The following is a 13,246-nucleotide window of genomic DNA, read 5'->3' as shown; positions in this document are numbered from 1 at the left end:
TCTTTACTCTGGCTCTACCGTCAGAGAACGATTCAATTGGTTGGGATGTTGGCTTTTGGCTTTGTCTGGCGTATCCCAAACGCCACCTTCGATCATGCCAGAAACCTTTTGCCATGGGCCGGAGATCATCTTTGCAAGATATTTGTTCTCGCGCAGTTGACCAGTGGCCCACACCAAGGCTCCCACCATGAAGGTCATCAGCAGGACGGATTCGATTAGAAATTGGCCCTTGTTATTGCCAAGAGTCTTTTTCATGATCATTCACCCACCCAACCGATATGATTGCCACCCTGAGGCTTGAACCCCGCTCCCGTCATGAGTTGTTGTTCCACGCGTGCACCCAACCGAGGCCCCGATTCTTTGAAGGCCTTGGCAGGAACAGTCATGAACCCCTTCAGGATAAAGAAGAAGGTGGCAAATATTAAAAGCACATACTCAATAGTCATTGGGTACCCCTTTTCTCAGCCGCAAAGCGGAGATTTCAGGAGAACTTAGTCACCAGAGAAGCCTGTGATATCACTGGAAAGAGTCTGTAGTTTGCTATCCATTGCAGACTTGATTTGATTCTTAAACAGCATCACCAATGCAACGACAACAACCAGCAAAAGAATGTACTCAGTCGCACCTTGACCGGATTCATTCTTAAATAGCTTCTTTGAAAAGTTCTTAAACTTCTTCATGGATATTCCTCCTTAGACACAATATCGGATAATTTTGGGATTCTCTTTAGAGGACAGATCACAGAAGCTCATTTTGTCTTTGCCTCAGAATGAGATTTTCCTCTCTGAACGAGTTTGAACCCCTGGCTGTCGAAAACTTTGACGGAATTTTTGACTTCCATTTTTCATATTCCGGCCCAAGGTCAGGTGTCCTTCGCTGGAGAATGGACTATTCTCGTATTCATGAACCGTTGGGTCCGGGCGGTATTGACCGTCGAGATTGTCTATTTATTGGTCGCAGCACTGACACCTTTTTTGCCAGGCTGGAAGATGTTTTCGCGCTTTGAATATCCGGAAAAAATGCAAATCCTGCGCGATGATGGTTCTGAGGTGAATCTACAAAAGGTTCTGCCACCACATATCTACTCCATGAGTCAGGGGCAGGCATTGAAGCTGGCTGCCTTCGTGTGTCGCAAATATCAGAACTCAACCACTTGGACGTTGAAGTACGATGACAAGGAGTTCGTTCTTGAAAATCAGAACTGTCAGCAGAATTAGAGATTCTTTTTGGTGGTTTTATCTGTTGCTGACGATGGCTTTGCTGGCACGGGCGGTGGAGGATTTGTTCAATCGCCGGTGGGATATTCACGTCGGAGCCATCTTTGATTACCGCCACGCTGGCGGCATTCCTTTATATTCAACCAATATTTTAAGCCTAGAGCTGGCACTTGTGATTGCCGGAGCTGTTTTACTGCTGACCAGACAAAAACGAGTGGGTGCTTTGCTGGCTTTTGCGGGGCTGGCCATGGGGCTGACTCAGATGTTTATGAACCAAAAGATACTTCTGCTGGTTATGTGTGCCGTTGTGGCCATTCAGCCTCCTGAAAAGTCACAGTCTTCCTGGAGATTTTTAAGGTGGCAGCTGCTGCTGGTGTATCTGTTTTCCGCAGTAGCAAAAGCGTTCGAGGATTTTGGCAGCGGGAAGGTTCTGCAACAACTGGGACAAAGCCTTTCGGGACCAATGGGGGTGCTGGTTTCCTGGGTGCAGACGCTTCCGGGAGGAGTGCTTCTGTCATCAAGCCTGATCGTGGGGTTGCAGGTTTTGCTGCCGACGTTATTGCTCTACCGACCAAAGGCCGGAGTTCTTGTGGTAGCCGGTTTTCATCTGGTTCTGGCACTTTTGCTTCCGGATATTTGGGCGTTCTCTTTCGGGATGTTGGCGTTGGCAGTGCTTTTCCTGCCTCAAGACTTAAGTCAGAAATCTGAACCTTTGATGGGGTCCTATATTGACGAAGGTCCTAAGACTGAATAGATTGGGCCTTAGGAGATTTCTCAACATGCCGAAGCACCTTGTTTTTCTCTACGCATTTTGTGTAGTTATTCTTTTCGTTGTGAACGTCGTCGTTTCTTAAGGAGCGATGTTTTCTGAACGGTATAAAAGAACGTAACTATTTTCCTGCCGCTGTTCTGTAAAGCCAGCATTTTTAAGTTTGTTGATCAGTGAAATGGATCGAGAACTTGAAAGAACCGCAAAAACCCCTGTTTTTACATTGGAAATGACCGACAGATCCTCTTTTGTCAGAAAGTCGTGATACTTCGTCCAGGCTTCGGCAGTAAATGGGGTTACCCGACCATCAATGAATAAAGGATTGTCCGTGGCCATCAGTAAGAATCCGCCCACGGAAAAATCATTATAGACTGGGCACCGGGCCGGGCAGACTTCGTTGATTTTTTCAGCAATGCCAAAAATGCTTTCCGGATCGAAAGAGGCAGCAATTCTAGCCGGAAGTTTCAGTTGCAAATGATTCTTCAAATAAGGCGTTCCCAGAATTGCGAGTGTCAGGATCACTGCAAATGGCACCAGCCCGCCTCCCGCAGCACGGCTGGATTTTGCAGATCTGGAAGGGGTCAACGGAAGCCAGCTTTTTAAAAAAAGCGGTAAAGCAATAAAGGCAAAAACACTCAGGCGCAAACCCGCAAACGGCAAGAGCAACAACGGAGTAAAGGCTGACTGCCAAAATGAACGGTCCTTGAAAGTCAGTCGCCAGCAGAAAAAAGCCAGCACGGACCAGAACAGTATCGTCTGCGTGGGGTAAACCCAGGAAAAAACAGAGGCCCATTCTTCAATCTGCTGAAAAGAAGAGGTTCCCTGAGTCTGAAGAACATAGGGAATGATTTTCCAGCCATAGGGATTGAACAGGCAGGCCACGGCAACAGCGGCCATTCCCCCAAGATCTGTTCTTTGCAGATGGATACGACGCTGGAAAAGGTACCAGCCAGTCAGTAGCGGCAGAATCACAAAGCTACCGTGAGTGTTCACCCAGACAATCTGCAGGATGACCAGTTTCAGCCAGCTTTTACGGGTTAGGGCTTTTTTATCGCGGATGTGTGCATCCAGAATGTTATAGGCAAGAAAGAAGGGAATCAGCGCCAGCAGATTGGGGCGGAAAGAAAAATAGATCCCAGCCCCCAGCCATAGAATATAAATGGGCACCCGATCCTGCATGGGCCACGGCCATGAACGGGTAAAAAGGGTTTTCCTGTAGATGAGGCCCAAGAGCAGCAGCAAGGATAGATGATGAAAATGAGCAACAGCCCAGATGCCACCGAGTTTATAAAGTCCGAAGTAGATTAAAGCTGGCAGCCACGAACTGGTGATGTTGTTGTCGGTGGGAAGCAGGCTGATATTGTCTTGATAAAGAAAGTGCCAGTCATGCCATAGATGTTTTCCGTAACCAATCCACAATCCGGCTTCGCTCGCAATCCAGGGGGTTACGAGCATGAAGGCCAGAGGGATCAGATAGAAAATCCATCTATGGAATCTGTCTTGCACACCGGGTCCGGGGCAATTAGTTTTTCAAAGCGTAAATATCAGGATAATTTCTGCCCAGCTCTTCAGAGTCCATGCCGTATCCAACGACATAGCGATCTTCGATGGTTCTTCCGATGTAGTCTGCTTTGATTGGCAATTCGCGACGAGCAGGTTTATCCAGCAAGGTCACGATTTTCAAAGATGCCGGAGCAGAGGCAAACAAACGGCTTCTTAAGAAGCTCAAGGTGCGACCTGTATCAATAATTTCTTCAACCACGATCACATGTTTGCCAGCGATGTTCACGGAAATGTCTTTGACGATTTTGATCGCGCCGCCACGCTCAACTGCCTGAACATGGACGAAGTCCACTTGCTGAGGAAGATCCACTTTGCGCATCAGATCCGCAGTGAAGTGGATAGAGCCGCGCAGTGGGCAGATGAACACGATGTCTTTTCCTTCATAATCCGCTTCGATTTGAGCGGCCAGGTTGGAAACAAGTTCGGAAATTTCTTCGCTTGTCAGGAAAGGAACCATTTGATCTTTAAGTTGTGCCATGTTGTGCCTCTACAAATCGATGGAAGTGATGCCAGCAGCCTGCGCCATTTTCAAATAGCGCAAAGCCTCGGGATGTTGCGGGTCCCGAATGAGAATATTCTCCCACTGTTCGGTCGCTTCAGCAATATTGTTTGAATTGTAGTAGATAGCCCCAAGCTTTAGGCGAGCTGGAATAAGGTGTGGATATTCACGGATAAGGGCTTTGAGGTCCTTCACCGCACGATCCGCCTGACCCAGTTGCACATGCACTTCTGCAATGCGCATGGTGATTTCCGCTTTTCTGCTGGAAAGCTTCTGCGCTTTCAGAAGTTGTTCAAGGGCTTCGTTGTAACGTTTGTATTGATAGTAAAGATCCGCCAATTCTTCGTGTTTGGAGGCGATTTTTTCATCAACGAACGGATCCTGTTTGCCGGATTTCTTTTCCAACTGGGATTGAGCGTCCAGGAAAACCTGTTTGCCTTCGTCGTATTTGCCCAGATCATTCAAAATGATGGACAGCCCCACGCTGGCATCAGTGTAGGTCGGATCAATTTCCAGAGCACGACGGAAGGTTTTGATCGCTTTGCTGAACTGGCCTTTGTCGTAAAAGATAGTGGCCAGCATCTGATAAACTTCCGGATTGCGGGTGTTTTGCAGAAGCATCTGGTTCAGAATGGGCTCAGCCATCTTGTAGTTGCCGTTGATAAAGTATCCACGGGCTTCAGACAGCATGTCGTCGTGAAGAGCGTTCATTACTCAAGCTCCTTTTCAGCGGCTTTTAGCTCACGAGTTCCGGGGAAGTCACGAGCCAGAATCTCTTCGTACTTTTTGGCTTTGGCCGTATCACCGATTTTATGGGCAGCAATGCTGGCGCGGGAAAGAGCTTTGGCATCAAAACCCAGTCCGCGGAAGTTATTGTATAGACCCTCATAGCGACCCAGAGCACTGTCGAAGATTTTACGTTTGAAGTAGAAGTCAGCGATGTATTCTTCTTTTTCAGCCAGCATCTTGATGGCGGCTGTGCGCTTTTCCTTGGCTTCAGTCACGTACTCAGAGTTTGGATATTTCTTAATTAAATCCGACAGATTTAGGATCGTGTCATTAGCCAAAGATAAATCACGATCAATTGTGGAAGGAAGCTGATTGAAGTAGCTCATGCCGATGCGGAACTGAACATAATCAGAATTTGGAACTGTCGGGTGAAGCTCCTTGAACATTTGGTAAGAAACTTGCGCTTCCGCGTAGGATTCCTGTTTGTAGTAAACATCGGCAATCGCCAGCTCGGATTTCGTCGCGAAGTTGCTGTAAGGAAATTTGTTTTTTACTTCGGTGTAACGACGAATGGCTTCTTCAAAACGCTCAGACTTGTCGTACTCTTCCGCAATCGCGAAAGCCCCCTCCGGCGTGTTGGAGTTCTTTTCAGTGGAGGCACAGGAAACCAGAGTTCCCACGGCCGCGAGAATGGCTATGACTCGGAGCGTTTTCAACATAGAGGTAAATCATATTTTGACCAAGGTCCAGCTGTCAACGCGTCAAAAGCAATGAGGATTTTTTAATCCAGCCAGTGAGAGAGCCAGGGTAAGTGACCTGCACCCAATCATCCTGGGTGGCGTGCGCAACGACTTCCATTCCGCCAAATAAATCCAGAATGGCGACCTGATTTTCGCCTGGGGCGGTCTGCAATGCGACTTTCTCTTCGACGATCGTGCCGCGCAAGATAGAAGAGTCATAGATCTTCAAGGCCAGAAGCCCTGTAAATATCACAAAGCCCACGGTCAAAAGAGCCGCAATTGTCGGAAATCCGGGAAGAGCTTTTTCCTCTAGCAAGGCGCGGCGACGGCGTCCGGCATAGGTCATTAGCAGCCAGCCCGCAGCAAAGAAAAGCAGAGTGGAAAGAACAAGATAGGCCGTCAGTGGGACCGGTTGAAGCAGATTCAGGCGCAGTGTTTCGTAGGTTTCAATTTGGCGAGGAACTTCACGAACTTGCATCTGTGACAGAACAAACTTAAGTCCAGCAACAGCAGTGGAAAGTTCTGGTTCTGTCTGCAAAGCTTTGCGCAAAAGGCCGACGGCCAGAGGTTTGTGATCGAGTTGGAATTCGGTCAAAGCCAGATTTGTTAGAATTGTCGCGTTGTGTGGGTCTTTCTCCAGAGCTTTAGCGAAACTTTCCTGTGCCTTTGTGTAGTCTTTGGCCACGTAAAACTGAGTTCCCTGCTTAAAAAAGTCTGCAGAGCTTTCAGGTTGCGCCGCGCCCAGAGAGGGCAAAATCAGAAAAAGAAAGAACACAAAGAGCGTTTTTAAGTTCGACATAGCTCTCAAAGTTTACAGATAAAAGTCTCTTCATGTCTAGGGCGTGGCTTGTCTTAGTCCTGACCCGGGAGTAAACTAGACGGGCATTTCAAAAAAACAATGGGTCCGGCTCATCTTGGACCCGCGAAAGGTATTATGAGTTCTCTTGTAGGTCATCAGATACAGCAATCCGATAAAGTCAAATCCCTGATTCAGGATCTTGTTGGTGAAGTTGGAAAACTGAACGCACAGATCACTGGCATTCGCGCTCCGATGGATGAGTTTAAGGATTCTGGAAAACAAAAAGTGGATCTGGCTGGTCAATTCCGTGGACGTCCTTTGCATTATCCATACATGGGTACAGGCGCAGGTCGTGGCCCTTATGTTGAGCTTGAAGATGGCAGCATCAAATTGGATTTGATCAACGGCATTGGTATTCACTTGATGGGACATTCTCACCCACGTGTGATCGCTGCCGCTGTTCGTGGTTCTTTGGCTGATATTCTGACTCAAGGGAACTTGCAGCCTAATAACGAATATCGTCTGTTCACAGAAAAAATCGTGAAACTGGCCAGCAAGAAAAGCCGCATGAAATATGCGTGGATCGCAACCTGCGGAACGATGGCCAATGAAAATGCGCTGAAACTTTCCCGTCAGAAAAATTCTCCGGCGCGTTTTGTGATGGGCTTTAAAGATGCCTTTGCCGGTCGTTCCACAATGATGGCGGAAGTGACTGACAATCCGGCTTACAAGCAAGGTCTGCCGGAATACCACGAAGTTCTGCGCGTTCCGTTCTTTGACAAGCGTGATCCAAAATCCGGTGAAAAAGCCCTGAACGTGATGAAAGAGCACGTGGCAAAGCATGAAGGTAATATTTCTGTCTTCGGTTTTGAGCCAATGCTGGGCGAGGGCGGTTATCAGGCGGCCCCTCGTGAATTCTTCATTCCGCTTTTGGATTTCTGTAAATCCAAAAATATCGCGATCTGGGCGGATGAAGTTCAAACGTTCACGCGCACGGGTGAATACTTTGCCTTTGAAACTTTGGATATCGGTCAGTACATCGACATCTGCACGATTGCAAAAACGGCGCAGGTGGGTGCGACTCTTTATACTGAAGACTACAATCCGAAACCGGGTTTGATTGCCGGTACGTTCTCTGGCTCTACACCGTCTTTAAGTGCGGGTATGGAAATGCTGGATATGCTGGGCGAGGGTTTCCTGGGTCCTCAGGGTCGCATCAATCAAATTCACAGACGTTTCATTGATGGCATCAACCGTCTGAATGAAACAACCTGCAAAGGTATTGCTCAGGATGCAGGCGGTATGGGTTTGATGATTGCGTTCACTCCGCATGATGGGAAAAAAGAAAGCGTGAATGCGTTCCTGAACAAGCTTTTCCAGAACGGTGTGATTGCATTCCCTTGCGGTAAAGACCCGGTGCGTGCGCGCTTCCTGGTGCCGGCGATCATTGAGGACGCTGATATCGACATCGCTTTGAAAGCGATTGAAAAAACTTTGCTTGAAGGAGTCTAGTTGGACTTCATCGAGGCCTGCCGTCAGCTGATTGCAATTGATAGTACACCCACACATGGCAATCGTGAATTGTCGAAGTGGGTGGCGGCTTTTTGTCGTCAGCGTGGATTGCACGTGGAAGAACAGGAAGAGGTTGTTGGGGAGCTGGAGCAGGCCAATGTGATTGCGCGTCCTTCGGCAGAAAGACCCAGCGGCGAATTCCTGTTGCAGACACACCTGGATACTGTGGACCCGGGGCCGTTTTCTTTATGGACAGACACCGGGGCGAATCCATTTGATGCTCATATCATTGACGGAAAAATCTACGGATTGGGTGTGGCGGATGTGAAGCTGGATTTCCTGTGCAAGCTGGAGGCCTTGGCTTCGTTTGGCAAAAACCGTGCATGGCGTTTGCCGCCGGTTTTAGTGGGAACCTTTGGTGAAGAATCCGGAATGCAGGGGGCATTGAAGCTGATTCGCAAAAACAAAATTTCTGCGAAGATGGCCCTGATTGGAGAGCCCAGCGATCTGCGCGTGATCAATGCCGCCAAGGGTTTTGCCAGTGTGGAAATTCATGTGCCGTTCTCGGATGAGGAAATGCGTTACCGTGAAGAGCACAACCTGCGCGAAAGCACTTCGACGCAGTCAAAAATTTTCCGTGGCAAGGCAGCACATTCCTCAATGCCTCATCTGGGGGAAAGTGCGATTGCCAAGATGTTTGAATATCTCATGATGTTGCCGGATTCAGTGAATGTCATGGAGATGGATGGTGGGATTAACTTCAATACGGTTCCCAGTCATGCCTTTCTGGAAATTGATATGGTGACGCCGATTGCAGAGCCAATTTCGCGCAAAATTGCCAATATCTACCGCGCGGTGAAAGCGTTGGAACAGGATTTCCTGGATTATCGGGATGAGGATTTCTATCCAAGCACTCCGACTTTGAATATCGGCCTGATTCGCACGAACGAAACGGATATCCAGATTTCAGGTTCATGCCGTATTCCTCCGGTGATTACACACGAGATTTATGAAGGCTGGATGAATCGTCTGCGTGAGGTCTGCGAGGCCAACGGGGCGACCTTCCGGGTGAATGATTACAAGAAACCTTTCCGCACCGAAGTGAATTCGATTTTGACAAAGGGCTGTCTGGATGAACTGCGTAATATGGGGTTGGATGACAAACCCATTACTCAGGCATCAACCAACGAAGCCAGCATCTTCACCCGTGTGGGTGTCGAATGTATCTGCTTCGGTCCGGGCAGAAGGGAAGGCAATGTGCACACTCCGCAAGAGCATGTGGCGATTGAGGATCTGCACAAGGCCATTGAATTTTATAAACGAGTCATCGAAAGGTTTTGTCTATGAGTTTTATAGTGCGACCGGTACGACACGATGATTTGAGTCAACTGGTGGATCTGGCAAAGCAGTTCAATCTTTTGAACCTGCCGGGTGATAAAAAAGTGATTGGCGAAAAGATTGATCGCAGTGAACAGTCTTTTGCTGGCAAGTTGACCAAAACACAGTCGGAGTATCTGTTTGTTCTTGAGGACGTGGAAGAAAAGCAGGTTGTGGGAAGCTCTCTGGTTTTAGCCAAGCATGGTAACGACGAGGTTCCGCACAGCTACTTTAAGATTTTCAAACGTGATCACTTCTCTCAGGATTTGGGAGTGGGCTTTATTCATCAAGTTTTGCGCTTTCAGCTGGATTTTGACGGTCCAACAGAAATCGGAGGACTTCTTGTTGATAAGACCTATCGTCGTCGTCCGGAAAAGCTGGGTAAACAAATCAGCCTGTCCCGTTTTTTGTATATGGGGCTTTATCCGGAGCGTTTTGAGGACAGAGTTCTTTGTGAACTGACGCCTCCGCTGACTGACGAAGGGCGCAGTGAGTTCTGGGAGTCCTTGGGTCGCCGCTTTACAGGCCTTCCTTATCAGGAGGCGGATCTGTTAAGTCAGTCGCATAAAGAGTTTATCGAAAGTCTTTTCCCGCAGGATGATATCTATCTGTGTCTTTTGGATGCGAAAGCCCGTTTGGTTCTGGGGCGTGTGGGTGAGGCCACAAAACCGGCCCAGCACCTTTTGGAAAGTATTGGCTTTAGCTATCTTGATGAGGTCGATCCATTTGATGGAGGACCTCACTACGGCGCTAATGTGTCGCAGATTCTGCCGATCACGCAGGGCCGCCGTCTGAAGGTTGCAGAATTTAAAGACGCCTCTTACAAGGAACAGGTTCTGGTTGCCACAACCAGTGAAGAGTTCCGTGCTTCGTTGGCATCAGTGGATATTCGCGATCATGAAGTGGCTCTGGCTCCGAAAGTGCGCCAATTGCTGGGCGTGGAGCTGGGTGAAGAAGTTTATATGTCTCCGTTTAATTACAATAGAGGAAAATAGAAAATGAGCACCACCATCTTTCCAATCAATTACAAAGGTGACTTTATCAACGGCCGTTTTGTTCCGGTCGTAAAAGGCGACGGCGAATTCAAAGACATCAGCCCGGCGGATCTGAATGATACCGTCATGACGGTGCCATTTAAGCACGATCATGTTGATGAGGCTTGTGTCGCCGCGAAGAAAGCTTATATGCCGTGGTCCATGCTGACCGTGGATGAGCGTCGTAGTTATATGCTTCGCCTGAAAGAGATGTACGACACGCACGCAGAGCAGATGGCTCAGATCATTTCCCGCGATACGGGTAAGCCGACCTGGGAAGCCCTGACGGAAGCTAAAGCTTTGGGTGCAAAGATTGATATTACTTTGAATCAGTCTTTGAATCTGGTGGCTGAAGAGCGCATTCCCAATGCACTTCCGCAGGTGGAGGGTGTGATTCGCTATCGTTCCCGTGGTGTGATGGCCGTGGTGGGACCTTTTAATTTCCCGGCGCATTTGCCAAATGGTCATATTATCCCGGCGCTGATCGCGGGGAACACGATTGTGTTTAAGCCATCTGAACAAACCCCGGCTGTGGGACAGTTCATGGCTGAAATGTTTGAAAAAGCACAGTTCCCTCCAGGTGTTTTCAACTTGGTTCAAGGGGATGGTGCTGCCGGTGGGCGCTTGGTGGCCAGTGAACATGTGGACGGGGTTCTGTTCACGGGTTCTTACGAAGTGGGTCTGAAAATCAAGCAAGAGACTTTGACTCACTACTGGAAAATTTTGGCGTTGGAAATGGGTGGTAAGAATGCCACGGTTGTCTGGGATGATGCGGATATGGACAAGGCGATCTACGAAAGTCTTGTGGGTTCGTACATGACGGCCGGCCAGCGTTGTTCTTGCACCAGTCGTATCATTCTGCACCCGAAGATTGCTGATGAATTTACAGAAAGATTCTATCAGGCGGCTAAAAAGCTGACCATCGGTCACTGGACAGAAAACACGTTCATGGGCCCGCTGATCAATGCAGCAGCTGTGGAAAAATACATCCGCTTCCAGGAAATCGCCAACCGCGAGAATTGCGAAAGCTTGATGCGCGGGAAGGCTTTGGATCTGAAACACAAGGGTTACTATGTGACACCAAGCATTCATCTGGTGAATAAATTTGATCCGAACAGCGTTTATCAAAAAAGTGAAATCTTTGGCCCGAATGTGGCGATCTATCAAAGTGATAACTTTGATGAGGCGATGAACATTGTGAATTCATCCGGCTATGGCCTGGTGATGGCGTTATTCTCTAAGAACAAAGAGCTTTATGAACAGGCTTTGCACAAAGCGCGCGTGGGTCTTTTAAACTGGAACCGCACGACCAATGGTTCAAGTTCTCGTCTGCCGTTTGGGGGCATGGGTAAATCCGGCAATGATCGTCCGTCAGCACATTTTGCGATTCAATATTGCACAGTGCCTGTGGCGAGCCTTGAGGATGCAACTCCATTTGATCCGACAAAAATATTGCCGGGCATGAACTTGGATATGAAGTAATGAAAAAAACGATTCTGGTTTTAGTTTTGGCAGTGGTGATTCTGCTTGCTTCCCTTGGCGGAGGTGTGGCCTTTTTGGCGTATGAGTTTTCTCATACACGTCCCAGCGAAACGGCTATGGACGTGGTTTATGAGGTGACTCCGGGGAAAGGTTTCACCACGATTGCCAAAGAGCTTGAAGAAAAAGGCCTGGTAAAAAACGCGACCTTCTTCAATCTTTATGCACGCTTCAAAGGGGAGCGTTCTAAAATCAAAGTCGGTGAATACTTACTTCGCACCAATATGATTCCTAGGCCAAACGAATCGGCCTTTTTCCAAAGTGCCGACCTTTATGAAAAACAGGGGTTTGGAACAGCCGCGGATTTTATGCGTCTGACTCGTGATCCCCAGTTGATTCAATCCTTGCTGGGGGAAAAGGTGGACAGCTTGGAAGGTTATCTGTTCCCGGAAACCTACATGCTGACCAAGTACACAGACACGAAGTCTTTGATTTCAAACATGGTGAAAAGATTCCTGTATGTGTATAACGAAGTGCTGCCTCAAGCAGACGTGAAGTTTTTGACCCGTCATCAGGTTGTTACTTTGGCCAGTATCATCGAAAAAGAAACGGGGGCGCCTGAAGAACGTCCGTTGATTTCATCGGTCTTTCACAACCGCATGGCCAAAAGAATGCGGTTGCAGACAGATCCAACTGTTATTTACGGAAAAGCGGAAAAGCTGGGAAGAATCGTTATCAATATCACCCGTGAAGATCTGCTGACGCCAACTCGTTATAACACTTACGTGATTCCGGGCTTGCCGCCGGGGCCGATTGCCAATCCGGGCCGTGAAGCACTGCTGGCCGCCGTGAAGCCCCAGGAAAGTCAGTATCTGTTCTTTGTCAGTCAGAATGATGGAACGCATGTCTTTTCTGAAGACTACAAAGGCCATCAAAGAGCGGTGCAGAGATTCCAATTGGATCGCAAGGCGCGCGAAGGCAAGTCTTGGCGTGATTTGCAAAAGCGTCCGCCGACTCCGGGTAAAAACTAAGGCTCAAAATTCGCTGGAGCAGAAACCCGGTCGAAAGAGCGGGTTTCCGGGTTGAAGCGGAAGATGTTCAAGCGAGGCACCATCTGTTCATCATAAGTTGGTGCCACAATTTCTAAAGTTCCGTCCTTATCGACATCTGTTAAAGCCAGATTTGTGGCATTCCCCTGAACCAGAACAAAGCCATCGCGGGTTTCATAAAGTGGAAGACGGCTTAAAAGAGTCAGTCCCCCCTGATCTTCGGACTGATAAACTTCCAGGGAAAGTGCACTGCCGCTTTGAATTTTTAGAATAACAACTTTAGGTCCGTCTTTACCCAGAGTGCCATCGACCTTGGCGACAATCTTGCGGTTGGTGCTGATAAAGGCATCTTTCACTTTACTGCGTAAAGAGGGAATGACGGCCACCACGGTCAGGGCCATTGCAATCAGGGCAAGGGCTCCCATAAGCAGGATTTCTTTTTTCTTAAATGTGGAATCAGAGGCCGTCGAAGTCATAAA

Annotated in this window: 16 protein-coding genes; 7 read left to right on the top strand and 9 right to left on the bottom strand. The window is 48.3% G+C overall.

Going from position 1 to position 13,246, the window contains the following annotated elements; genetic code table 11:
* Positions 1 to 3 precede the first annotated feature (3 nt).
* Genes EZJ49_RS05130 through EZJ49_RS05120 form a run of 3 tightly spaced genes read right to left on the bottom strand, consistent with a single transcriptional unit; the run spans position 4 to position 680 of the window.
* The gene (locus EZJ49_RS05130) at positions 4 to 255 is read right to left on the bottom strand and encodes a hypothetical protein (protein ID WP_262554938.1); all 252 of its coding nucleotides are present in this window, start codon (positions 253 to 255) and stop codon (positions 4 to 6) included.
* Positions 256 to 257: 2 nt separating this feature from the next.
* Positions 258 to 446: a hypothetical protein gene (locus EZJ49_RS05125; RefSeq protein WP_262554936.1), complete on the bottom strand. Its 189-nt coding sequence runs from the start codon at positions 444 to 446 to the stop codon at positions 258 to 260.
* Between the two features lie 45 nt (positions 447 to 491).
* Positions 492 to 680: a Flp1 family type IVb pilin gene (locus EZJ49_RS05120; RefSeq protein WP_262554934.1), complete on the bottom strand. Its 189-nt coding sequence runs from the start codon at positions 678 to 680 to the stop codon at positions 492 to 494.
* A gap of 150 nt (positions 681 to 830) precedes the next feature.
* Here EZJ49_RS05120 and EZJ49_RS05115 point away from each other — a divergent pair, with 150 nt between their 5' ends.
* Entirely contained in the window at positions 831 to 1,217 is a 387-nt protein-coding gene (locus tag EZJ49_RS05115; protein WP_262554931.1) for a hypothetical protein, read from the top strand.
* Positions 1,189 to 1,971 (top strand): hypothetical protein, encoded by a 783-nt coding sequence (locus EZJ49_RS05110; protein ID WP_262554928.1) that lies wholly within the window; start codon positions 1,189 to 1,191, stop codon positions 1,969 to 1,971. Before EZJ49_RS05115 ends, EZJ49_RS05110 begins: the two co-directional genes overlap by 29 nt.
* A 96-nt stretch (positions 1,972 to 2,067) precedes the next feature.
* Here EZJ49_RS05110 and EZJ49_RS05105 read toward each other — a convergent pair whose 3' ends face one another.
* From EZJ49_RS05105 to EZJ49_RS05085, 5 genes are read right to left on the bottom strand one after another with little or no spacing between them, the layout of a single operon-like run.
* Entirely contained in the window at positions 2,068 to 3,492 is a 1,425-nt protein-coding gene (locus EZJ49_RS05105) for a hypothetical protein (protein ID WP_262554926.1), read from the bottom strand.
* A 16-nt stretch (positions 3,493 to 3,508) separates the two neighbouring features.
* Positions 3,509 to 4,027: a hypoxanthine phosphoribosyltransferase gene (gene hpt, locus EZJ49_RS05100; protein ID WP_262554923.1), complete on the bottom strand. Its 519-nt coding sequence runs from the start codon at positions 4,025 to 4,027 to the stop codon at positions 3,509 to 3,511.
* A 9-nt stretch (positions 4,028 to 4,036) separates the two neighbouring features.
* Positions 4,037 to 4,759, bottom strand: coding sequence for a tetratricopeptide repeat protein (locus tag EZJ49_RS05095; RefSeq protein WP_262554921.1), 723 nt, complete (start codon positions 4,757 to 4,759; stop codon positions 4,037 to 4,039).
* A complete protein-coding gene (locus tag EZJ49_RS05090; protein WP_262554920.1) occupies positions 4,759 to 5,496 on the bottom strand; it encodes an outer membrane protein assembly factor BamD in 738 nt (245 codons plus the stop codon). Before EZJ49_RS05090 ends, EZJ49_RS05095 begins: the two co-directional genes overlap by 1 nt.
* Positions 5,497 to 5,530: 34 nt before the next feature.
* Positions 5,531 to 6,316: a tetratricopeptide repeat protein gene (locus tag EZJ49_RS05085; protein WP_262554918.1), complete on the bottom strand. Its 786-nt coding sequence runs from the start codon at positions 6,314 to 6,316 to the stop codon at positions 5,531 to 5,533.
* A gap of 135 nt (positions 6,317 to 6,451) precedes the next feature.
* Here EZJ49_RS05085 and EZJ49_RS05080 point away from each other — a divergent pair, with 135 nt between their 5' ends.
* Genes EZJ49_RS05080 through mltG form a run of 5 tightly spaced genes read left to right on the top strand, consistent with a single transcriptional unit; the run spans position 6,452 to position 12,749 of the window.
* On the top strand, positions 6,452 to 7,828 hold the full coding sequence (locus EZJ49_RS05080; RefSeq protein ID WP_262554916.1) for an aminotransferase class III-fold pyridoxal phosphate-dependent enzyme: 1,377 nt from the start codon (positions 6,452 to 6,454) through the stop codon (positions 7,826 to 7,828).
* On the top strand, positions 7,829 to 9,175 hold the full coding sequence (locus EZJ49_RS05075; protein ID WP_262554914.1) for a M20/M25/M40 family metallo-hydrolase: 1,347 nt from the start codon (positions 7,829 to 7,831) through the stop codon (positions 9,173 to 9,175).
* An 8-nt stretch (positions 9,176 to 9,183) separates the two neighbouring features.
* Positions 9,184 to 10,200 (top strand): arginine N-succinyltransferase, encoded by a 1,017-nt coding sequence (locus tag EZJ49_RS05070; protein WP_262554912.1) that lies wholly within the window; start codon positions 9,184 to 9,186, stop codon positions 10,198 to 10,200.
* Between the two features lie 3 nt (positions 10,201 to 10,203).
* Positions 10,204 to 11,721 carry a succinylglutamate-semialdehyde dehydrogenase gene (locus EZJ49_RS05065; protein WP_262554910.1) on the top strand — a complete coding sequence of 506 codons (1,518 nt, stop codon included), beginning with the start codon at positions 10,204 to 10,206 and terminating at the stop codon, positions 11,719 to 11,721.
* Positions 11,721 to 12,749, top strand: a complete 1,029-nt coding sequence (mltG, locus tag EZJ49_RS05060) for an endolytic transglycosylase MltG (protein ID WP_262554908.1) — start codon at positions 11,721 to 11,723, stop codon at positions 12,747 to 12,749. The genes EZJ49_RS05065 and mltG overlap by 1 nt, the downstream gene beginning before the upstream one ends.
* Here mltG and EZJ49_RS05055 read toward each other — a convergent pair.
* Positions 12,746 to 13,243, bottom strand: coding sequence for a hypothetical protein (locus EZJ49_RS05055; protein ID WP_262554906.1), 498 nt, complete (start codon positions 13,241 to 13,243; stop codon positions 12,746 to 12,748). The genes mltG and EZJ49_RS05055 overlap by 4 nt on opposite strands.
* Positions 13,244 to 13,246 lie beyond the last annotated feature (3 nt).

Origin of the sequence: Bdellovibrio bacteriovorus (assembly GCF_025558485.1) — a bacterium.
Lineage (GTDB): Bacteria > Bdellovibrionota > Bdellovibrionia > Bdellovibrionales > Bdellovibrionaceae > Bdellovibrio > Bdellovibrio bacteriovorus_G.
Note: the sequence above shows the minus strand (reverse complement) of the source record. Positions and strands in the feature narration are given on the sequence as shown.